22 protein-coding genes are annotated in these 22110 nt (G+C 56.1%); 12 read left to right on the top strand and 10 right to left on the bottom strand.

Features of this window, described 5'->3' with window-relative positions:
• Positions 1-75: 75 nt before the first annotated feature.
• The 4 genes from rpmI to ACOYW1_RS28595 all read right to left on the bottom strand — a co-directional run bounded on the left by rpmI (position 76) and on the right by ACOYW1_RS28595 (position 2506).
• Positions 76-273 (bottom strand): 50S ribosomal protein L35, encoded by a 198-nt coding sequence (rpmI, locus tag ACOYW1_RS28610; protein WP_180138619.1) that lies wholly within the window; start codon positions 271-273, stop codon positions 76-78.
• 251 nt (positions 274-524) lie between these two features.
• Positions 525-1019: a translation initiation factor IF-3 gene (gene infC, locus ACOYW1_RS28605; protein WP_281374464.1), complete on the bottom strand. Its 495-nt coding sequence runs from the start codon at positions 1017-1019 to the stop codon at positions 525-527.
• Between the two features lie 380 nt (positions 1020-1399).
• The gene (locus ACOYW1_RS28600) at positions 1400-1717 is read right to left on the bottom strand and encodes a deaminase (RefSeq protein WP_482420652.1); all 318 of its coding nucleotides are present in this window, start codon (positions 1715-1717) and stop codon (positions 1400-1402) included.
• Positions 1718-1945: 228 nt separating this feature from the next.
• The gene (locus ACOYW1_RS28595) at positions 1946-2506 is read right to left on the bottom strand and encodes a type I restriction enzyme HsdR N-terminal domain-containing protein (protein ID WP_482420651.1); all 561 of its coding nucleotides are present in this window, start codon (positions 2504-2506) and stop codon (positions 1946-1948) included.
• A gap of 499 nt (positions 2507-3005) precedes the next feature.
• On the opposite strand from ACOYW1_RS28595, the gene ACOYW1_RS28590 reads away from it, so the two are divergent.
• The 3 genes from ACOYW1_RS28590 to ACOYW1_RS28580 all read left to right on the top strand — a co-directional run bounded on the left by ACOYW1_RS28590 (position 3006) and on the right by ACOYW1_RS28580 (position 5513).
• Positions 3006-4058: a deoxyguanosinetriphosphate triphosphohydrolase gene (locus tag ACOYW1_RS28590; RefSeq protein ID WP_482420650.1), complete on the top strand. Its 1053-nt coding sequence runs from the start codon at positions 3006-3008 to the stop codon at positions 4056-4058.
• A 135-nt stretch (positions 4059-4193) separates the two neighbouring features.
• Complete coding sequence (locus tag ACOYW1_RS28585; protein ID WP_482420649.1) at positions 4194-4700, top strand: YkgJ family cysteine cluster protein; 507 nt, start codon at positions 4194-4196, stop codon at positions 4698-4700.
• Between the two features lie 36 nt (positions 4701-4736).
• Positions 4737-5513: a YkgJ family cysteine cluster protein gene (locus tag ACOYW1_RS28580; RefSeq protein WP_482420648.1), complete on the top strand. Its 777-nt coding sequence runs from the start codon at positions 4737-4739 to the stop codon at positions 5511-5513.
• A 183-nt stretch (positions 5514-5696) separates the two neighbouring features.
• Here ACOYW1_RS28580 and ACOYW1_RS28575 read toward each other — a convergent pair whose 3' ends face one another.
• The 3 genes from ACOYW1_RS28575 to ACOYW1_RS28565 all read right to left on the bottom strand — a co-directional run bounded on the left by ACOYW1_RS28575 (position 5697) and on the right by ACOYW1_RS28565 (position 7818).
• On the bottom strand, positions 5697-5894 hold the full coding sequence (locus tag ACOYW1_RS28575) for a hypothetical protein (RefSeq protein ID WP_482420647.1): 198 nt from the start codon (positions 5892-5894) through the stop codon (positions 5697-5699).
• A 19-nt stretch (positions 5895-5913) separates the two neighbouring features.
• On the bottom strand, positions 5914-6513 hold the full coding sequence (locus ACOYW1_RS28570; RefSeq protein ID WP_482420646.1) for an SDR family NAD(P)-dependent oxidoreductase: 600 nt from the start codon (positions 6511-6513) through the stop codon (positions 5914-5916).
• Between the two features lie 585 nt (positions 6514-7098).
• Entirely contained in the window at positions 7099-7818 is a 720-nt protein-coding gene (locus ACOYW1_RS28565) for a YkgJ family cysteine cluster protein (protein ID WP_482420645.1), read from the bottom strand.
• Positions 7819-8616: 798 nt separating this feature from the next.
• Between ACOYW1_RS28565 and aprB the strand changes: the two genes are divergently transcribed.
• The 6 genes from aprB to ACOYW1_RS28535 all read left to right on the top strand — a co-directional run bounded on the left by aprB (position 8617) and on the right by ACOYW1_RS28535 (position 16304).
• On the top strand, positions 8617-9054 hold the full coding sequence (gene aprB, locus ACOYW1_RS28560) for an adenylyl-sulfate reductase subunit beta (protein WP_180138576.1): 438 nt from the start codon (positions 8617-8619) through the stop codon (positions 9052-9054).
• 69 nt (positions 9055-9123) lie between these two features.
• Complete coding sequence (aprA, locus tag ACOYW1_RS28555; RefSeq protein ID WP_482420644.1) at positions 9124-11103, top strand: adenylyl-sulfate reductase subunit alpha; 1980 nt, start codon at positions 9124-9126, stop codon at positions 11101-11103.
• A 324-nt stretch (positions 11104-11427) separates the two neighbouring features.
• The gene (locus ACOYW1_RS28550; protein ID WP_482418735.1) at positions 11428-12699 is read left to right on the top strand and encodes a CoB--CoM heterodisulfide reductase iron-sulfur subunit A family protein; all 1272 of its coding nucleotides are present in this window, start codon (positions 11428-11430) and stop codon (positions 12697-12699) included.
• Positions 12700-12705: 6 nt separating this feature from the next.
• On the top strand, positions 12706-15030 hold the full coding sequence (locus tag ACOYW1_RS28545) for an FAD-dependent oxidoreductase (protein ID WP_482420643.1): 2325 nt from the start codon (positions 12706-12708) through the stop codon (positions 15028-15030).
• 103 nt (positions 15031-15133) lie between these two features.
• Complete coding sequence (locus ACOYW1_RS28540; protein WP_482420642.1) at positions 15134-15712, top strand: 4Fe-4S dicluster domain-containing protein; 579 nt, start codon at positions 15134-15136, stop codon at positions 15710-15712.
• A 4-nt stretch (positions 15713-15716) separates the two neighbouring features.
• A complete protein-coding gene (locus ACOYW1_RS28535; RefSeq protein ID WP_482420641.1) occupies positions 15717-16304 on the top strand; it encodes a hypothetical protein in 588 nt (195 codons plus the stop codon).
• A 778-nt stretch (positions 16305-17082) separates the two neighbouring features.
• Here the strand turns inward: ACOYW1_RS28535 and ACOYW1_RS28530 are convergent.
• The 3 genes from ACOYW1_RS28530 to ACOYW1_RS28520 all read right to left on the bottom strand — a co-directional run bounded on the left by ACOYW1_RS28530 (position 17083) and on the right by ACOYW1_RS28520 (position 20124).
• Positions 17083-18354, bottom strand: coding sequence for a sulfate adenylyltransferase (locus tag ACOYW1_RS28530; protein WP_482420640.1), 1272 nt, complete (start codon positions 18352-18354; stop codon positions 17083-17085).
• Positions 18355-18730: 376 nt separating this feature from the next.
• Positions 18731-19306: a hypothetical protein gene (locus ACOYW1_RS28525; protein ID WP_482420639.1), complete on the bottom strand. Its 576-nt coding sequence runs from the start codon at positions 19304-19306 to the stop codon at positions 18731-18733.
• A gap of 62 nt (positions 19307-19368) precedes the next feature.
• On the bottom strand, positions 19369-20124 hold the full coding sequence (locus ACOYW1_RS28520; RefSeq protein ID WP_482420638.1) for an FG-GAP repeat domain-containing protein: 756 nt from the start codon (positions 20122-20124) through the stop codon (positions 19369-19371).
• A 582-nt stretch (positions 20125-20706) separates the two neighbouring features.
• On the opposite strand from ACOYW1_RS28520, the gene ACOYW1_RS28515 reads away from it, so the two are divergent.
• From ACOYW1_RS28515 to ACOYW1_RS28505, 3 genes are read left to right on the top strand one after another with little or no spacing between them, the layout of a single operon-like run.
• Entirely contained in the window at positions 20707-21129 is a 423-nt protein-coding gene (locus ACOYW1_RS28515) for a hypothetical protein (protein ID WP_482420637.1), read from the top strand.
• A 47-nt stretch (positions 21130-21176) separates the two neighbouring features.
• On the top strand, positions 21177-21554 hold the full coding sequence (locus tag ACOYW1_RS28510) for a hypothetical protein (RefSeq protein WP_482420636.1): 378 nt from the start codon (positions 21177-21179) through the stop codon (positions 21552-21554).
• A 17-nt stretch (positions 21555-21571) separates the two neighbouring features.
• The gene (locus tag ACOYW1_RS28505; RefSeq protein WP_482420635.1) at positions 21572-21883 is read left to right on the top strand and encodes a hypothetical protein; all 312 of its coding nucleotides are present in this window, start codon (positions 21572-21574) and stop codon (positions 21881-21883) included.
• Positions 21884-22110: the final 227 nt, after the last annotated feature.

Genomic DNA, 22110 nt, shown 5'->3' with positions numbered 1-22110 from the left:
TCCGGATCCCGTACGGCACGGCCGTTAAGGGGCTGGGGTTCCAGGCGGGGACAATCGCCTCTGCTTCAAGGAAGGCTACCCGTTGGGGAGCATTCTCCTGACAGCTTTAACGTTGGTTGCATCAAGAACCTGTGCAAGCCTCAGAGACCGCTTGCGCTTGGTGGTCTTCTTGGTGAGGATGTGGCTTGAGTTGGACTTGTTGAACTTGTATTTGCCGGAACCGGTCTTCTTGAAGCGCTTTGCAGCTGCTCTGTTGGTCTTGATCTTGGGCATGGTGTAAAACCTCTTTCACATTTAAGGTGGCGCAGACATCTGCCGCCCGAAGGCCGAAAAACCACAGGCGAACCGAACGTGTACGGTACCGCCTGCGCCGAATGTCATCACGTTGACGCCCCGAACCGGGAAACGGGGACCCCGGAGTCGAAGGCATTATGATGACCCCGCAAAAAGCCGCAAGTCACCGGCCAGGTCTCCGGCATACCGGAAGACCACGGAGGGTGACCTTTGTGCTTTGCGAAGGCATCTTACTTGGGAGCGAGGATGATGAACATGGTACGCCCTTCAAACTTGGGCATCTGCTCTACCGTCGCGACGTCTGCAGTCTCTTCGGCGACACGGGCAAGCAACTCGCGTCCCAGGGCGGAGAGGGTAATTTCACGCCCGCGGAACATGCAGGTTACCTTGACCTTGTTCTTCTTGCCGATAAACTTTTTGATGTGACCGACCTTGGTCTGCAGGTCATGGTCACCTGTCTTGGGCCGGACCTTGATCTCCTTCATCTGGAAGGAGCTCTGCTTCTTCTTGGCCTCCTGCCGCTTCTTGGTCTCTTCGTACTTGAAACGACCAAAATCCATAATCTTGCAAACAGGAGGATTCGAGTTCGGTGCCACCTCAACAAGATCGAGTCCGCCTTCAGCGGCTGTGTTCAATGCCTTCTGAATGGGAAGCACGCCAAGCTGGGTTCCGTCGGAACCGATAACGCGTACTTCTCTTGCTCTGATCTTGTTGTTGACGTTGATTTTGCTGCGGTTAGCTATGTTCTCCTCCTCGTGGTCTACTGTTTCAAGCTATCATTCCGCAATCACAGTCTATTTTGCGGATAATGTATCATCAACAAACGTTCTATTTATAGAAGATTTGGCACAAATGCAAGAAAAAAGTTACTTTTTCCGGGTTGTTAATCCCTGAAACCACAGGGAACAACAGCGGAACGTGACACAGCCTGTCAGGTCTACACTCCAGGAAGCTGTCCTTCCAGTACCCGTTGTCCGGGTTGGCAAAAAACGCCTTGAACAAGAACTTGTTCCGAAGGACGCGCCCCCGGACCTCGACCCCGGACTGGGCGTACAGGGGCCCCACACTGGAAAGGTCACAGGACGCCCCGCCCCCCATGGCGTCTTCATAGGCCCATACCACACGGGAGACCCCGCTGAGCAGAATCGCCCCAAAGCACATCAGGCAAGGCTCCATGTGTGCAGTACAGCGTGGCCTTGGCCCCCTGGGCAAGCCCCCCGGATTCCAGAAGACTCCTCAGGGCCGTCACCTCGGCGTGGTCCAGCTCATTGCCGGGCCCTGCGGCCGTGCCGCTTCGTCGCCCCGTGGCCACCACACGCCCCCCTGACACAACCACGCACCCTACGGGGAAATCCCCTCCCTCAAGGGCCTTTCGGGCCTCACCAAGGGCGACCTCCATCCAACGGATATCGTCTTCAGACACACTCACACTCCCAATTTAATTTTTTTGCCTCCGGCGACCCTGCCAGGGGCCAAACATTTAAAACGTTTGTCAAAAAGGTTTTGTTTTTTGAAGCGAGTGCCCTAACCGGTCACAGTCCCTCATATTTTTTCATTTATCAAGGCATTTACCGCAACGTTTTTTGCGGAGCTTTTTTTCAAAAAAGCGACCCGCCGGAGGCATAAGCTGAATAGTTACCACAATAAACCATCACTCCAGCCTGCAGATGGTGGTATCGCAGGGACAGCTGTCATCCACCTCGCAGGCATGGAGAAGCCGAAGGGCCATCTCCCTGCGCCGCTCCGGCACCGGCGCCATGGGCGCCTCCGAAGCCAGGGCCTCAAGCTCGCCCGCCCGGCCGGGGATCGCATCGAATCCGCTCCCCTTCACCTTCCCAGTGACGGCGTCCAGCACATCGGCGTCCTCGCCGTTGGTCACCACCACCACAGGAATCTCATGGGGAGCCAGCACCAGGCACAGAGCCTGGCCCGAGCGGTGGCGGGTGACAATGGAACCTGGCCGGTAGCGGACCACCATGGCCGCGACCCCACCCGACGAGACGATAAAATCCACAGGAAACCGGGCCTTCTTCTCCCCGGCCCCCACCTCCACAACCCGGGACGCATCAATTTCACCCGGGGCAAACCCGCACACATCCATAAGATGCCGGGCAATTTTCTGGCGATACCGCTCGTCATGGGTATCCGTCAATGTTTTGCCCGTCAGGCAGTCCGTCAGCGTCCCCAGAATCAGGTGATGACCTTCGCTCATATGCGCCTCCTCGACCATCAAATCCCTTTGACCATCTTTCAGCTTAACCGATTCAGCAGGGCGAAACAAGAATTGCCGCGCCTCCCCCCGGGGCAAACACATTCAGGCATTGCCTCCGGCGGCCCTGCCGGGGTCCAAACTTTTGAAACGTTTGACAAACAGGTTTTGTTTTTTTGCGGGCTGCACCCTGCAAGGCATAGCCCCTCTTCATTTTTTAATTACCGGAACGTTTTTGCGGAGCTTTTTTCAAAAAGCGACCCGCCGGAGGCCCCCCTCGGACAAAAGCCCTGCCAAAGGCGTCCACACTGCGGCTTTCAGGGCTTCACCTTGTATTTACCCCTCAACCTGTTATATAAAGGTTATTTTATTTTGCCATGGTGCGCCATGGCCGCTCGCATCCAGTGCAAAGGGGGCACCACATGCAAGCCCCGACCAGCCGCTCGTTTCCGGCGCATTGCACGCCACCCGAGATGGTTCTGAAAAGAGGGACAAGGCCATCATGACATCACGTGAAGAGTTCGAAAAAAGGGAGGAGAGCTTTCTCTCCCCCTACGGGCTGCCCAGCTCGGCGGATCAGAGCGGCGCGGAAGAGGCCTGCCCCATCCGGAGCGACTTTCAACGCGACCGGGAGCGCATCGTCTACTGCAACGCCTTCAGACGCCTGAAACACAAAACCCAGGTCTTTCTCTCCCCGCTGGGGGAACACTACCGCACGCGCCTCACCCACACCCTTGAAGTGGCCCAGATTGCACGGGCCGTGGCCCGCGCCATGCGTCTCAACGAAGACCTCACCGAGGCCATCGCCCTGGGCCACGACCTCGGCCACACTCCCTTCGGCCACAGCGGAGAGACGGTCCTGAAGGAGATCTACTCAGGCAACTTCTCCCATCCCATCCAGAGCCTTCGGGTCATCGACATCCTGGAAAAAAACGGGGCGGGGCTCAACCTTACCCTGGAAGTGCGCGACGGCATCCTTAAGCACTCCAAGGGATACGGCACCATCATCCCGGAGTCCAAACGGGAAAAGGCCTGCACCGCAGAAGGCCAGGTGGTCCGCGTGGCCGATATCATGGCCTACCTGAACCACGACCTGGACGACGCCATCCGAAGCGGGGTCATCTGCAAAGAGCAGATCCCCGAACGATGTGTCCGGGTCCTCGGCAGCAACCACCCGGAGCGGGCCACCACCATGGTCCGGGACCTCATCTACGCCTCCCACCCGGAAAACGGAGAGCTGAAGCTCCAGATCACCGACGAGGTGCACCGGGCCATGGACGAGCTGCGCAATTTCCTCTACCACAACGTCTACCGGTCTCCGCAGGTCCACAACGAGTTCGTCAAATCCAAAAAGATCCTGAGGGAGCTCTACACCTTTTTTCTCCAGGACACCAACGAGACCATCTTCTCACACGAGCTGGCCGCCCTGGAAATGCCGAACCACAACACGATCCGCTCCAAAGAACGCTCCGTCTGCGACTTCATCGCCAGCATTACCGACCGATACGCCCTGGAACTTTACGAGCGCCACTTTTTTCCGTCGTCGCTGGTATAAACCACAATGGGCCCGCACAGCCAGCCGAGGCCCCATACACGAGACACAAGGCAAAGACACCATCAAACAAAGCGCCCCCTGATCAAAATTGACAACCCCGAATGGGCCCACCGGATCAAGCACCTTTTCGATAAAATGGATCGCAGCTATGCTGCGGCCGCATCGACAAGCGGGTTCACCTGCGCAGGCTGCGAGGACAACTGCTGCCTCTCCCTGTTTTATCACCACACCCTCATGGAACTCTTCTACCTGAAAGAGGGCCTTGCCACCCTGCCGGAAGAGACCCTTGCCACCGTCACTTTCCGGGCCCAGGAAGCCGCACCCCTGCTCCACCAGCGAGCCAACGGCGAACGGGATGAAAAGGTCCCCTGCCCCCTCATGGAAGAGGGACAGTGCATCCTCTACGAACATCGCCCCATGGTATGCCGGCTCCACGGCGTCGCCCACATCCTTGAACGGCCCGACGGCACCGTCATCGACGGCCCCGGATGCGCCCGGTACGAACAGGCCGACACCCAAAGCCTGCCCCTGAACCGCACCCCCCTTTACCGGGAGATGGCCATCCTTGAAAAAGAACTGAGGGAAGAGACCGGCTTTGCCGACCGACTGAGACTCACCATCGCCGAGATGATCCTGCTTTAATTAAAAAAAAGGCGACCCGCCGGAGACCATAAGCCCATGAAACACCTTGATACCCCCACCCTGGACGGCCTTGAAGGCCGCATCAAAGAGGGCGAAACCTTCCGGTTCCGCTGCCACGCAGGCCTTGAATGCTTCAACCGCTGCTGCCGCAACCTCAATCTTTTCCTGAGTCCCTACGATGTGCTGCGCCTCAAGCAGGGCCTGAACATCACGGCCGGAGAATTCATCGACCAATACACCGATGCCGTACTCAGAGAAGGAAAGGCCCTCCCCGAGCTCCTGCTCCGCATGAACGACAACGACGAAGCCACCTGCGTCTTTCTCTCCGAGGCCGGCTGCACAGCCTATGAATTCCGCCCGGACACCTGCCGCACCTTCCCCTGCGAACACGGAGTCTACTACAACGCAGAGGGCACAAGAGAGCGTGTCCTCTTCCTTCGCCCCCCCTCTTTTTGTCGTGGCATCGACGAAGAGCAGGAGCTGACTCCGGAGGCGTGGCAAAAAGACCAGAACGCCGAAAAACACAACGCCATGAACGAACTCTGGGGAGAGGTGGAAACCCTGCTCTCGGGCAACCCCTGGGGCGCAGAAGGCCCCAAGGGCCAGCGCGCCAAAATGGCCTTCATGGCCGCCTACAACGTGGATGATTTCAGGGAATTTATCTTTGGAAGCTCGCTTCTGAAACGCTGCAAAATCAAAAACGATCTCAAGATGAAACTGAGAAGGGATGACGTGGCCGTCATGAAATTCGGCTTCGAATGGATCCGGGTTTTTCTCCTGGGCATGCCGTCAAAAATGATCCACATGAAATAAAAGCAGGTGCCTCCGGCGGCCCTGCCGGGGGCTAAACCTTTAAAAAGTTTAATAAATAGGCCACAAACAACAGTCACATGAATACCGTTATAAATGCGGATGTGATTTGACCCGAGGAACGAGGGGCAAATCACATCCGCTATCTGCTTTCAAGGTGGCACACCTTGCCGCCGGAGGCTTGCATTACAGCTTTTCCACACCTTCCGGCATCTCCCACACCCGATCTCCACCCAGGACATACCCGCCGTCGAGGCGAATGACGAACCCGTCATAAAAAGGGGCGTCAAACGCAATTAGCCGCCTTACCACATCGTCCGGCGTGCCGGTGCGGCCCAGGAGGGTATGGTCCACCAGGCCCTTTTTGACCTTGTCCGGGTGCATGCCCCAAGCCTGCCGTTACTTAATTGCCGTGACGGGTGTCCATAACCCCCAGCATCAGCTCATTAACCCGGACATTGGGTGCGCCAAGCCGAGCCCAGGTTTCGGTGAGCAGGGAGATACCACGGTTCAGGGCGGAATACCCCTCGTTAAACAGGTAGCTGGCAGGACCGCTTCGCCCCACCACCCCCGCAATGGACGTAAGGTTCACAACGCATCCGTCAGGAGCTTGTTTCAGGTAAGGCAAAGCCGATTCAAACACCCAGCGCTTGGCCGTGAGGGTGGTTGCCACCTCCAGCTCCCACTGGTTCTTTGTGTAGGTGCCGTGGACCACGGGCATGCCGCCCCGCTCGATGTTGTTGATGAGGATATCCAGTCGCCCGAAGCGATCAATTACGCGCTTGATAAGCCCCGGCACCGCCTCGGTGTCGGTTAAGTCCACGCGAACGATCTCATGGTCGCACCCCACCTCGGCAAAGGCAGCCTCCATGGCCGGAAGGCTCTCCTCCCAGTCGTGCCAGGTCAACACCGTCCGAATCCCGCGGCGGGCCAAAGAGAGCCCGATCTCCCGGCCGATGCCCTTCACCGCCCCCAACACCAACGCCACACGTTCGTCAGTCATCTTTCAAATCCCCTTTCAGTCAGCCCAAAGCGTGCCTCCGGCGGCGAGAGGCGAGCCACCTCGAAAACACATAGTGTCGTTCGTCCTCGTTCCTCGGGCCAAAGCGCAAGGGCCTTCGACTCGGGCTTCGCCCGACATAAACGCCGATGGTTTATGCGGGCTGGCTCACAAGCTTCGACGTAACAGGATACGTTGTTGCTACGTGTCCATTTTGGATCTAACCGCACTGCTTCCGGCGGCCCTTCCGGAGGCCACCCCCCTTAAAAAGGCTGACAAACAGATCTTAAACCATCATGCCACGGCTCCACCGTAACAGTTCAGGCGCGATCCCTTTAGAAGCATTTTTGCGGAGTTTTTTTCAAACAAGCGTCCCTAAATGCCCTTCATCTGCTTTGCAGAAAAATAAAATAGGCATCTCCTGGAAACAAGCGGTTGCCATATGTCACACTCCACGCGAATGCCTCGAAAACGCCTGGACGCACGCAACACACTTCCATGCGTTCGCCATAGGGTTTCCAGGTGCCCCCACCTGGCCGCCGGGAGGCAGGCTTTTTATCACCCACGTTGGCCTGTCCGCACTTTACATCACGACGCCCGTCGGGTGCCGAAGAGGCGCTCCCGGATCCAGCCCATGGCCTCACCGAGGAGGGCTTCGTCGTCGTCGAGGACGGCCTGTTTGCGTTCTGCATCCAGGGAGATGGTCCCGTCGGCCACCTGGCCTCGGAACCCGTCGAGATCATAACAGGCGAGTTCGAAGGCCTTGCGGTCATCTCCTTCCAGTCGGCCGGGCATGTGCTGCTGCTTGAGGCTGATAAGCTCCATCATTCGGTCGTTGTGCTCGTTGTAGGCCACAAGGCCCTGGCTTTCCATCCAGCGCCTCGTGTCTACATCGCCGATGAAGCCCTCGCAGATGGGGTCTTCGATGACGGCAAAGTATTCGGTGATCGAACCGTCTTCCCGGGAGCGGGCCAGGGCTCGGGCCAGGGGAAAGAAGCGACAGGAGGCCGGGCGGTCGTCATACACGGCGCAGCCTTTGTCGGTCACAAAGGGACAGGCGTTGTGTTCCCTGGTGGATGTTTTAAAAGAGACCACGGGGAGGCCGGTGCTATCCCCTGTGTATATAAAGGTATAGGTATCGAGGAACTCGCGGGTGGACATCTTGAGGGCCCGGCTCAGCCGGAGGATGTCGTACGGGTAGAGAAACTGGTTGAGATCGCAGCAGCACTGGTTGAAACACCCTTTCTGGGCGCCGCATGCAAAGGTAAAGGATTCGTCGATTCCAATAAACTGTGGTTCACCGCTCATAACACCTCCGTCCGGGGCCATGCCCCCCAAAACATATTGTGCCGGGACCGGCCCCGCCCCATTGGGTATGGCGGCACCGCATCCCGACTGTATTTCTTGAGCCTTGTGCCGGAAAGCCCCCCCTCCCGGCCCCGGTGCGGCATCGCTCCGGAGGCACCATGGTCCCCCAGCCCGGTACCAATGTCAAGACCGCCTGAGGGGTGGCCCGGCACTGAACGTCAATTCACTGATGGAAACCTTCAAAATTATTGATTTACTAGAACATCGTTCACGCCGACTTATGATAAATTCCTTTTAACAACCCAAAATTTATTCCTTGAAAAGCACCATAAACCCCCGCATCTTAGAGATGTTACCTCACGCTCCGCCCCCCTCATCCCCGTGCAACGCTTTCCATTTAAAATCCGACAGATACCTATATCTGGTATGAACTACCACTCATTATAGAAGATGTGGAAATACCACGAAAAACACAGTAGATAGCTCTTTTTTCTGGGAATTTCAGCCTCTAAAAATGGTTGACAAGGGTCAGACCCGGTGATACTTTGCAGCTTAATTATTATCATGGGAAGTAACCCAAAACACTATCACCTATTAGAATAAAGCAATTTGAGAAGAACATTATATATCGGCGGAGAGGACGAACTCTGCGGATACATAATTTTTTTATTATCGTAGCCAAGAGGTGTAACACCTCAGGCAACAGTGTCAGTGGCGATACCTCCATTTTGGGAGTTTCGCCAAAAGTTAACGAGGCATTGAACAGGTGATCAATGCCCTATCAGGGAGGTATAGCAAATGCCAAGCTATGTAATCGCTGAAAAATGTGACGGTTGCAAAGGCGGGGAGAAGACAGCATGTATGTACATCTGCCCCAACGACTTGATGGTTCTGGACCCCACTGCCATGAAGGCCTACAACCAGGAGCCCGATCAGTGCTGGGAGTGCTTTTCCTGCGTTAAAATCTGCCCCTCACAGGCCATTGAAGTACGCGGCTACTCCGACTTCGTGCCCATGGGCTCCAGCATCATGCCCATGATGGGCACCGAGGACATCATGTGGACCTGTAAGTTCCGTAACGGTGTCGTCAAACGCTTCAAGTTCCCCATCCGAACCACCGCCGAAGGTTCCGCCAATGCCTACGAAGGCCTCAAAGGCAAAGACCTCAGCTCTGCCCTCCTCTCCACTGAGGAAGCGGACGGCAAGACCCTTGCACAGCCCCTTGAGCTTGCATAGGTCTTTTTGGTCACCACGAAGGTGTTTCTGATTACGATTCAAAAAATTTCTTTTTAGGAGGAAATGACAATGGCATTACCTAACAAGCCTTTGGGAGAACTGAAAGCTGTTCGCGACCCTGAAGTCGTCGAAATGGAAGTGGATATTCTGATTGTTGGCGGCGGCATGGCTGCCTGCGGTACGGCCTTTGAGGTCAAGAAGTGGGCCAGCGACGACACCAAGATCCTTCTCGTTGACAAGGCCGCCATGGAGCGTTCCGGTGCGGTTGCTCAGGGCCTCTCCGCCATCAACACCTACATCGGCGAGAACACCCCCGACGATTACACCCGCATGGTCCGTAACGACCTCATGGGTATCATCCGTGAAGACCTTTCCTTTGACGTAGGCCGCCACGTGGACGACTCCGTTCACCTCTTCGAAGAGTGGGGCCTCCCCATGTGGAAGAAGTCTGCCGACGGCAAGAGCATGGACGGCAAAAAGGGCCTCAAGATGGGCCTCCTTAAAGATGGCGCCACTCCTGTTCGTACCGGTAAGTGGCAGATCATGATCAACGGTGAATCCTACAAGCGTATCGTTGCCGAAGCAGCCAAAAAGGCCCTCGGTGAAGAGAACATCCTTGAGCGTGTTTTCATCGTCGAGCTTCTCAACGACAAAAACGATCCCAAGAAGATCGCCGGCGCCGTTGGTTTCTCCACCCGTGAAAACAAAGTCTACATCATCAAGTGCCAGACCATGATGTGTGCCTGCGGTGGCGCGGTTAACATCTACCAGCCCCGTTCCGTTGGTGAAGGTAAAGGTCTCGTGATGATCCGCATGGAGAACGCAGGTTCTACCTACACCATGTGTCTCCGTGCAGGTGCTGAGCTCTCCATGATGGAAAACCGTTTCACCCCCGCCCGTTTCAAAGACGGTTACGGCCCCGTGGGTGCTTGGTTCCTCCTCTTCAAGGCTCACCTTGAAAACGGTATCGGCGAAAACTACGCCGCCACCGACCGCTCCAAAGAAGAGCTGGCAAACTACGCTCCTTACGGCACCGCAGCCATCACTCCGACCTGTCTGCGTAACCACCTGATGCTCTTCGAGATGAAGGCCGGTCGTGGTCCCATCATCATGAAGACCACCAACGCCCTGCAGAAACTCGGCGAGACCATGGACAAGAAAGAGCTCAAGCACCTCGAGTCCGAAGCTTGGGAAGACTTCCTTGACATGACCTGCGGCCAGGCCAACCTCTGGTGCGCCACCAACACCGAGCCCGAGAAGAAAGACTCCGAGATCATGCCGACCGAACCGTACCTCCTCGGTTCACACTCCGGCTGCTGCGGTCTCTGGTGCTCCGGTCCCGATGAGGACTGGGTACCCGAGTCTTACAAGTGGGGCGTCGGCGACAAGGTCTACAACCGTATGACCACCGTTCCCGGCCTCTTCACCGCTGGCGACGGCGTTGGCTGCTCCGGTCACAAGTTCTCTTCCGGTTCTCACTACGAAGGTCGTGTGGCTGCCAAGGGCATGGTTCAGTACATCACTGACAACCCCTTCAAGCCTGAACTGGCCGAGACCAAAGAAGAGCTCGTCGACCTCGTATGGAAGCCCGTCCGTACTTACCTCGACAACAGCGAGTTCACCACTGCTCAGAACGTGAACCCCAACTACTGCAAGCCCGACGGCATGGCCCTTCGTCTCATGAAGGCCACCAACGAGTACGGCGGTGGTACGGCCACTTACTACCAGACCAGCTCCAAGGCCCTCGAAATCCTCATCGACGACCTGCTCAAGATGATGCACGAAGACTGCGAAAAACTCGCAGCCGGCGACCTGCACGAGCTGATGCGCTGCTGGGAAATCTTCCACCGTCTCTACACCGTAGAAGCTCACGTACGGCACATCCAGTTCCGTAAAGAGACCCGTTACCCCGGTTTCTACTACCAGGCAGACTTCCCCGGCCAGGATGATGAAGAGTGGTTCTGCTTCGTTAACTCTGCCTACGACAGGAAGTCCGACGAGTGGACCATGAAGAAAGAGCCTTACCACAGAATCATCCCCATGAAGTAATTCTAAGGGAAGCTGTGATGAAGTAGCTTAAATAAGCCTCCAGATGTCCCTTGCGATGTCTGGAGGCTTTTTTTAATGCCCCGCGCTCTTTCATGGGACTGAATTTATTTTTTTGTTGTAAACACTTTTTCCTTCGCCGAAATGTTGTGTCCAGATTTTTGCGGGCTTCAGCTCATACGCCGGAGCCCGACGGAATGTGGACACGCACACCAAGGTGACCAAGGAGAAGGTGAACAGCACCATCTTGTCCCCGGAGTCCACAAAAAAGAGTTGCGAATACGATGGTTTCGACAGTTTATAAACATTTATGCATGGAGGGATAGCATGACAATCGACAAAGCAGCCCCTGCTAGTGCAAGCATTTTGGTCGTTGGCGGTGGGATCAGCGGACTGACCACCACCCTCGAAGCCGCTGAAACCGGCCACGAGGTCATCCTGGTTGAAAAAAACGCCTACCTCGGCGGGCGTGTTCTCCAGTTGAACCAGTACTTCCCCAAACTCTGTCCTCCCACCTGCGGGCTTGAAATCAACTTCCGCCGGATCAAGGACAACCCTGCCATTCACGTGCAGACCATGACCGAAGTGGTGAAGGTCGAAGGGACCCCCGGCAACTACGAGGTGACCCTGAAAACCCGCCCCCGCTACGTCAACGACAACTGCACCGGCTGCGGCGCCTGCGCCGAAGCGTGTGAAGGTGAAATCGAAAACGAGCTCAACTTCGGGATGGATCGCACCAAGGCAGCCTACCTGCCCCACCCCATGGCCTTCCCCGCCAAGTACGTCATCAGCGAGTACATCAGCGCCGACGACAAGAAGAAGTGCGAAGAGGCCTGCAAGTACGGAGCCATTGATTTTTCCATGACCGAGACCACCACCACCGTGAAGGTGGCCTCCGTGGTCTGGGCCACCGGATGGAAGCCCTACGACGCCACCCGCATCGACAACCTGGGCTTCGGTCGCCACCAGAACATCATCACCAACATGATGCTGGAGCGCATGGCCTCCTCCACCGGCCCCACCGAAGGCAAGATCGTTCGTCCCTCGGACGATGCAGCCCCGAAATCCGTGGTTTTCGTGCAGTGCGCAGGCTCCAGGGATGAGAACCACCTGCCCTACTGCTCCTACATCTGCTGCATGGCCTCCCTCAAGCACGCCACGTACCTGCGCGAGCAGTACCCCGACTGCGAGGTCACCATCTACTACATCGACCTCCGCGCACCGGGCCAGCGCTACGAAAAATTCTACAACAAGCTCAAGGAAGACGAGAAGGTCTTCTTCGTCAAGGGCAAGGTGGCCGAAGTGGCTGAGGCCGACAACGGCTGCGTCACCGTGGTGGCTGAAAACGCCGTCACCGGCAAAAAAGTGCGCCAGACGGCCGACATGGTTGTCCTGGCCACGGGCATGGAGCCCAGCCTTGCAACAGACAAGCCCCAGGCGGATCTCACCTTCAACGACAACGGCTTCATCATCAACGATTATGACAAGGGCGGCATGTTCGGGTGCGGCTGTGCCAACAAGCCCGCTGACGTTGTCTCTTCCAACCAGAATGCTACAGGTATGGCCCTGAAAGCGATTCAAACCGTAGTAGGGAGGTAAATAACCATGGCAAAAAAATATGGTGTATATATCTGCACAGGTTGTGGAATCGGCGATGTCCTCAATATTGACGAGCTGGCGGGTGTGGCTGAGGACGAGGGCTACACCGTCAAGCGTCACGAATGCCTCTGCGGCAAAGAGGGCCTTGAGATGCTCAACGCCGACGTCAAAGACGGCGTCAACGCACTGTCCATCAACGCCTGCTCTCGCCGGGTCAACTACGACATCTTCAAGTGGGACGACTGCCTGGTAGACCGCGCCAGCATCCGCGAGCAGGTGGTCTGGAGCATGAGCCGCGAGAAGTACCCGGCCAAAGGCCCCGAAGACGACGATTACTTTGTGGACAACATCCAGCTGGCCGCCAACGACTACATGCGCATGAGCCTGGCACGTCTCGAAAAAATCGAGCAGCCCGAGCCCTTCAAGCTTGAGAACCAGAGCAACAAAATCCTGGTTATTGGCGGCGGCATCACCGGTATCAACGCGGCCATCGACGCAGCCAAAACCGGCGCCGACGTCACCATCGTGGAAAAAGAAGCCAAGCTGGGCGGCTGGGCAGCCAAGATGCGCAAGCAGATGCCCCAGTGCGAGCCCTACACGGAGCTCTTGCCTCCGGTCATCGGCGACACCCTCGCCAAGCTTGACGGCTTCTCCAACATCACCGTCAAGACCAGCACGGTGGTGGCCCGTATCGCCGGCCAGCCCGGTGACTTCACCGTGACCCTTAAAAAGCCCGGCGAGAAGATCCCCTTTGACGTGCCCTTCCCCCTTCCCGATGAGATGAAGGTGGACGAAGCCGGCAACGAGCTGGACGCCGAATCCCTGGCTGAAAAGTACAAAGAGTACAACGAAGGCCGTGAGGACATCCTCCACCTCGACCCCGAAGGTGAAAAATTCGGCGCCGTGATCCTGGCCGCCGGCTGGCGCCCCGCCGAGCTCACCGCCGAGGCTTACCCTCACCTCTCCATCGACGATCCGGACGTGATCACCAACGCCCAGTTTGAAGAGATGGCAGCCGCAGGCAAGCTGACTCGCCCCTCCGACGGCAAAGAGGCCAAAAACGTGGTCTTCATCCAGAGCCCTGGTGCCGGCAGCGACCGCGACTTCGAGTACGCCGGTTCCGTTACCAGCCTCGTGGCCCTGAAGCAGGCCAAGTACGTCCGCGAAGACTACGAAGACGGCAAGGCATACATCTTCTACCAGCACATGCGCACCCCCGGTCTCACCGAGGAGTTCTACAAGAGCATGCAGCAGGACAACGGGGTCTTCATGACCAAGGGCGACATCGCCTCCGTTACCAAAGAAGGCAAAGCCTTTACCGTTGAAGCCAACGGCACCCTTTTGGGCGACAGCCTCAAGGTGAAGGCCGACCTCGTGGTCGTTGCCGCCGGCATGGTCCCCGTCACCGTGGACGACGCCGTCATTAACCTGGCCTACCGCCAGGGTCCCGGCTTCCGCGACAACGACATCTTCGACGGGTACGCAGACTCCAACTTCATCTGCTTCCCCTACGAGACCCAGCGTACCGGCATCTACGCCGCCGGCGCCATCCGTCGGGCCCAGACCATGGAAGAGTCCATCGAAGACGCCTCCGGTGCGGCCCTCAAGGCCATCCAGTGCCTTGAGTCCGTCAACCGCGGCGTGGCCGTGCACCCCCGAAGCGGGGACATGACCTTCCCGGACTTCTTCTTCCAGCGCTGTACCCAGTGCAAGCGCTGCACCGAAGAGTGCCCCTTCGGCGCCCTTGACGACGACGAGCGCGGGACCCCGAAACCCAACCCCACGCGTTGCCGTCGCTGCGGTACCTGCATGGGTGCCTGCCCCGAGCGTATCATCGGCTTTGCCGATTACAGCATCGACTCCGTGGGCTCCCAGGTCAAATCCGTCTGGGTTCCCTCCGAGGACGACTACTACGAGCCCCCCATGCGTATCCTGGGCCTGATCTGCGAGAACGACGCTCTGCCCGCCCTGGACATGGCCGCCATGAAGAAGCTCGGCGTCGACGCCCAGATTCGCTTCATCCCGGTTCGTTGCCTGGGTTCCGTCAACGTGGTCTGGATCAAGGACGCCCTCTCCCAGGGTATGGACGGTGTCTTCCTCCTCGGCTGCAAGCACGGGGACGACTACCAGTGCCACTTCGTCAAAGGCTCTGAGCTGGCCGATGTCCGTATGAAGAAGATCGGCGACGCCCTGGCCTCCCTCGCCCTCGAGGAAGAGCGCGTGGCCCAGTTCGAGATCGCCATCGACGAGGCAGACAAGCTGCCTGAAATCGTCAACGGCTTTGTCGAGCAGGTGGTGGCCCTGGGTCCGAACCCCTTCAAGGGCTTCTAAGACCCGGCTCTTATGATGCAATGATCGGAGCCTCCCCTGATGCTTTCGGGGGAGGCCCCTTCAAGCGAGTTTCTAACGCAGAAAACGATGAGGAGGAATTCTCATGTCCGATAAAACCCTTGTGAATCCAAACCTGGAGTTCATTGATGAAGTGGTGGGACTCGGTGGCGACTCCCTGAAGAAGTGTTTTCAGTGTGCAACCTGCGCCGTGGCATGTCCCATCGCCCCCGAAAACTCACCCTTTCCCCGAAAAGAGATGATTGCGGCCTCCTGGGGCCTCAAGGATCGCCTGGTGGGAAGCGCCGACATCTGGCTCTGCCATGCCTGTGGCGACTGCTCTACCCTGTGCCCCCGCGGGGCTCAACCCGGCGACGTGCTCTCGGCCATTCGCTCCTATGCCATTACCGAGTACGCCCAGCCCAAAAAACTGGCCAAAATGGTCACCGACAAGAGCAAGTTCTGGATCCTTACGGCCATTCCGGCTGTCTGGTTCGCCCTCATGGCCATCATTACCATGACCATGGGCGGCACTATGGAGAAGATCTTCGGCTTTTTCGGCGCCCACTGGGTGCATCACACCGATGCCCCCATCGCCCAGGCCCGTTTCATCTCCTCCTGGCTGGTGGACATTACCTCGTGCCCCTGGCCATTGCGGACTGGTCCATCTCTACCTGGGCCTTAAGCGCATGCTCAACGACATGCACGAAAACGCCCTGGCCGAAGGCAAAACCGACAAGCAGGACCTGGACATCAAAGCATTCCTGAAAACCATCCCCGCCGTGATTCCCAAGATCCTCAAGCACACCCAGTTCAACGAGTGCGGAGAGAACAAGGCTCGCGGCACCGCCCACATGATGGTCCTCTACGGATTCGTTGGCTGCTTCATCGCCACGGCCATCGCCGGCTCCCTTCTCTACTTAGCCGGAACAGCCGGTCCCTACTCTCAGGTCAACCCCCTCAAGTGGTTCGGTAACCTGGGTGGCATCCTCATCGTCCTGGGCGCAGCCCTGATGATCAAGGACCGTCTCGGCAAGAGCGAGACCAGCAACTACAAAGACTGGTACCTCCTCGGCCTGGTCGTTCTCCTGGGCGCCACCGGTCTCCTCACGGAGATGGCCCGCCTGGCAGGCAGCACCTTCGGGACCTACCTGCTGTACTACATCCACCTGATCGCGGTCTTCCACCTCTTTGCGTATGTGCCCTTCTCCAAGCTGGCACACTTTGTTTACCGCATTGTGGGCATGACCTACGCAGAGTATGCGAACCGCCAGTAGTGGCTGAAGCTGCATCTGAATAAAAAGGAGAGCCGCGCAAAGCGCGGCTCTCCTTTTTTTATTTGCCATGCTGAACAGGGCAGGGTAGCCCCCCAAAAGCCATGGCAGACCAAATTCCTTCCAGAGCCGCCGCATCTTCCCGACAATTTCGGTCTCCAATGCCTACCCACTATCCATAGGGAAACACGAAACGCTTATAATGAGAGTTTCATCATCGCCCCACCCTTCCTATGCCTGAATAAAGATTCATTCCATTTTGAGCCTTTTTGATGCCTTGAGCAGCCCTCCGGCACCCATCGCCCACAGACTTTCTAAGCCCTGTATGCGCTCACTTTGTGGCATTATAGAAGGTTCACACCCATCGTTACGGGTGCACCACTCCCCTTTACGGACCGCCTGGTATCAGTCTATGTTACGACGAATAGCGATTCAGACGATGCTTTCTATGGTTCAAGGGGATGGATAAACAGGCCTGCGGCGGCAAGATGGAGTCGAAACCCTGTGGCGAATGCACGGAGGTTGACATCATGCAAACGTTTTCGGTGCATCGCGTGGAGGGGGATTGTGGGCCACCGTTTTTTAAGGAGAGGCCCATTTCATTCTTCTGCAAACCCGATGGAGGTCATGCGGAATTTGCTTGGTTTTAATCGGAATGACTCCGGCAGCCCTACCAGGGACATAAGCTGAGGCGTTACAAAATAAAAAGGGCGGTGCATCTCTGCACCGCCCTTTGACAAGCAAACAAACGATCTCACCCCGTCAGGAGTGAACACCCATGCTATTTACCGAGAGCGGCAGCGTGGGTTTTGATCTCAACTTTTTCAGTGAGACCGGCATAGTACTCGCGGAGGATGACGAGAACTTCTTCACGACCGAAGTGATCGGGAATCTCGGTGCCTTCGGAGAGGCCTTTACGCAGCATGGTGCCGGAAAGGATAACGCGGTCTTCTTTGCTGTGGGGGCAGGTACGCAGGGAAGCCATGCCGTCGCACTTCTTGCAGTAGAAGGTCCAGTCGATCTTCAGGGGCTCGCAGAGGAGGCGTTTGCCTGCATCTTCGGGCATGGGGATCTTGTCGAAGAGATCCTGGGCTTCGAACATGCCGTAGAAGTCGCCAACACCAGCGTGGTCACGACCGATGATCATCTTGGAGACACCGTAGTTCTGACGGAAAGTGGCGTGGAGGAGGCCTTCACGGGGGCCAGCGTAACGCATGTCAAGGGGATACCCGCCCTGGAGAACGTTCTCTTTGACGAAGTACTTGTCAACGAGGGTGTCGGAGATGGATTTCCTCGTACTTCCGCGGGGATGTCGCCGGGCTAAGAGTACCCACAGAGGGAGTGGATGAACGCCGTCGCATACCTCGGCAGCAAGCTTGGCCAGGTACTCGTGGGAGCGGTGCATGGGGTTACGAAGCTGCAGGGCAGCAACGGTTTTCCAGCCGCGCTCTTCGAAGATAGCACGGGACTGTGCGGGGGTCAGATAAACACCCTTGTACTTCTCGGGGTAGTCGCCTTCGGAGAGAACCTTCACGGGACCGGCCAGGTTGAAAGCCTTCTGCTTCATAACCATCTGAACGCCGGGGTGATCATCTTCGGCGATTTTCCAGAACTCTTCAGCAGTGGGGGTGCCTTCGCCCATGAAGACCTTCTCGCACTCGTAGCGCTTGTCGGCTTCGGTCATCTCGTATTTTTCGGTGACCTTCATGGTGGCCATGATCTCGCCTTCGGCGGTCACAAGGGCAATCTCTTCGCCGTCGGTGATGGCGTCAGCGTCTTCTTTGGAGGCGTCGAGGGTCACTGGGATGGGCCAGAAGGTCCCGTCAGCCATGAGGAAATCGTCACAAACACCTTTCCAGTCGGCTTTGGTCATGAAACCGGTGAGGGGGCTGAAACCGCCGATGCCCATCATGATGAGGTCGCCTTCGGCGCGGGGGCTGATGGTGATTTTCTTGAGCCCTTCAGCTTTTTTGAGTTCAGCTTCCTTTTCAGCACCTTCGAGAAGGCAAATGGTCAGGCCTTTCCCACCATGGGGAGCAACTAAGTTGGACATGAGCACGTCTCCTTTCATTAAAAAAAATGACTTGGATATAATTCGAATAAATGTTCTTCACATTTACTTCATGTGCGTTATCTCTATTATTAAAGTAGATGAATAGGAAACAAGGCCCGCTTTGTCAAGTTGAATTTAGGACTTTCATCAACACAGATGATGATAGACGTTTTATCACATCCTGAATTTTGCTTTATTTTTAACCAGTAATTGATCCACCCCATATGGTGCATTTTCAAAACCGCCACACCACCTGTAGAGCCAAAGACCGACATGAAAAAAGATCAAAAAAAAGGCACCGCCCCTTGATGATAAGGAGCGGTGCCGTCTTTTTCATGTCAAATCAGCCTCTACGGGCAGATATGTCCCCTTTTAATTACTTCAGGGAAGACAAAACAAAGTAGGAGCGACCTTTCCCTGAAAGACCGGCCTTCTTGTTGAGAACACCGCCGAAGACCTCCAGCTCGCCGTCTCCGTCGATATCCACGATATCAAAATCGACCAGAAACCCCTTAAAGGCTGCCGAGCTTGCAACCGGTGCCAGCTCGTAGCCGTTCCAGCCTACAACCACAACACGACCATTTTTGTAGCGTTTCAACCCCTGGAACAGATGCCCCAGAGAATCTTTGTGCTGAAGCACGCCCACACCTTTCAGGTTCCCGTGATCCACAGATTGAACCCGGGAAACCAGGTAGCGCCGTTCCTCACGCTCTTTGGACCCTTCGGTCTTGGAGAGAAAAAACCGGGAGCCGCCATAATTTTCGTCGCTACGGTACACACTGGAATGGTCGGAAGCGTCGTTCCAGAACCCCAGACGACCACCCTCGGAAAGAAGGTAAATACCGTTGCCATCACCTTTCAACACGGGGGCCGTGTCCCAGCCAAGGACATTGAAAGCCCCATTCATCTCAAGGGGATGACCCAGTTCAAGGCCCTTAGACCCCAGACTCACCCGGTGTGTCTCCCCAGTAATCGATGCCGTCGAGTCTCTGTGCAATACAGGTTCGTTCCCCATCAGGCAGGGACACAACGGCCAAAGGAACGGCGCGGGTTTACCCACCGGTACCAGGGTGGTTCCGTTGTGACGAAACACCAGAGTAAAGGGGTCCTGGTTCCACAGCGTGAACGGCGGAAAGTAAGAGCTCTGACTTGCCATCTCCCGTCAAAATCCAAAGTATCCATGCGGACCGGTTTCAAATAATCGGGGTAACTCACCCTGTCGTACCGAACAATGGCCTTTTTAGATACGTTGAAAAGAAGCAGGGTTCCCCTTGTTGCGGCCACGGCTTCCACCACCCCATCTCCGTTCAAGTCCGCAGCAGCCACGCTCTGGACTTCCATGGAAAAAATATCGCTTCGCACGGTATCTTCTTCAGTAGGCACAGGCGAAGGGGTTGGCACTTCCTTTTTGACAACCGGTGCTGGTATCGGAGTCGCCTTGGGCGCCTCCACCCCAGCTGTCATTTTACCGGCCACCTCATCTGCCAACTCACTCACAAAGCCAATGAGCTCTGCTTCTGTGCCAGACCGGGAAAAATGGAAGCCCTTTTGTTCCATGGATGCGCCGAGGTTGGCGGTGCCGCCGAACAGGGTGACGCTGATATCAAGGGAGGGCCCGTCACACTCAGTGAGAACGGAGACCCCGGCCTCCCCCAGTCGGTTGGCCACCATCTGGGCCACGCCGGTTTTCAGGTACCCGCTGGCCTCGGGGCCGTTGTAGGCCACCTCGTCAATGGACAGGCAGGGCTGCTCCCATGGCCATCCCCCCAAGCAGGAGGACCATGGTTGCCACCATACCGGCAACCCGCTTCTTCATGTGGAATCTCATAGACATCCTCTCCCGGCAAATACGCCGTGTTCATACCTATTTTATATAAGGTCGCTTTACATAAGTAGTGTATTGACAATACACAGAAACTTCACTTTTTTTAGACTATCATCATATCCACGTTGGGTGAAGTTTTTTCTACCCGCAAAACAGCACTACGCCACCAACCTGTTTTTATTAATGATTCTCTCGAAGGGCACCCTTCCAAAATCGTAAAATTATATTGACATTCCCATTGAAATTTTTTAAAAACTTAATCTTAATTAAGGTAACATAATGGATGTGTTGCTTTATGTTATCCGGTTGCTGCTTGTTGTTACACCCGGAAATCTTCGTATTTTTCTAACGATTTCCAAACAGTATGGTGCTACCTTCCTGCGAAACCGGAGTCATGGTCAACACCGGCAATGCCGCGCATGGAGCCTTGCGATCGGTCTGACGCGCCTTCAGGGACCTGTCCGAAGCTAAGAATGCCAACGCGCCGGGGAGACTATTTGAAACCTGAACGATAAGGAGATTTATTAATGTTCAAGAAAGTGTTCGCTGCAATGCTCGCCGGCCTTTTCATCAGCGCTCCTGCGTTTGCAGAAGTGAAGATGAACGGTTCTTTTTTCATTAAGGGGAATGGAGTCCAGAACCCTGAGACCGGTAAAGACTACCGTTACTATGAGTCTGACCTCGAAATTAAATCCAGCATCATCGTTAACGAAAACACCTCCGTTGACATCACTGCTGAAGCATTCAACACCATCTGGGACAACTCAGCCAACATCGCTGGCGGCAGTGCCAACGACGACGGCCAGAATTACTTTGAAGTCAGCAAAGCTGCCATGACCCACAAGTTCACCACCGGCACCACCTTCATCGGCGGTATCGACAGCAACCTTGACGCATGGGGTACTGCTTTCGGCGACAACGCCGAGCGTATGTACTTCATCCAGGGCTGACCAGGCCACTCCCTTCGGTACCCTGACCTTCAAAACTGAAAAAATCAATGAAGTCGACAAAACCGATGACGATGCCGATGTTGATGGCTACCTCGTTTGGCCTGACTACCAAAGCTGGCGCCTTCACCATTCAGCCCGCAGTCTACTACCTTGACGCTCAGTCTGCCTGGACCGATGACCTTGGTGTCCAGGGACTCTCCGCTGGTTCCTCTGCCATCAAAGGCCAGGTTGCCGTAACCGGTAAAATTGGTGCCATCAACCTCGAATCCGAGTTTGGTTTCGCGTCTTACGATGACGACGCCATTGGCGGTTACGACGGTTCTGTATTTGGCCTCTGGGTTGATGCAGGTACTACCGTTGCAGGCCTCGGCGTTAACGCCGGTATCCTTACTCCGGCACCAACAATGAGTTTACTTACTACGTAGGTGACGAACTCTGCCCCATGGAAGTACTGGGCGATGAAATCCTCCTCGAAGGGACCACCCTCGCTCGCGTCAAGGTCTCCAAGGCTATTACTGAAACTGTTTCAGTAGACACTGCCCTGGCCTACGCAATGACCAACTTTGACAAGGACGAGAACCTCGCGCGTTCCACCAGCACTGGCAACATCAAGTTCGACAATGTTTACGAACTCGATGTTAACGCTTACTACAAAGCATCTGACGCCGTAACCCTCTCCACTGGTATTGCTTCCTTGACGGTGATGACGCAAACGAAGAGTCCTTCGAAGACGAAGGCGTTTGGGGCTACGTAAAAATGAACGTTGCTTTCTAATTTTAGGAATGCATAGTTCTTAGCCATTAAAAAAGGCCCGCCGTTTGGCGGGCCTTTTTTTGTTTCCAAGCCTTTTCACAAGCCCACTGGAACCTCACGCAACGCAGCTCACCGCGCCGCCCCTACCCACTTCGCCAAACGCGCTTATACCAAAATAGAAAGCCCCTGCTATATATCCACAGCAGAGGCTCCAATAACACAAAACCT

Source organism: Desulfoluna sp. CYM3A (assembly GCF_056829965.1).
The sequence above is the reverse complement of the archived record's forward strand: the minus strand, read 5'-3'. Positions and strand labels throughout refer to the sequence as shown.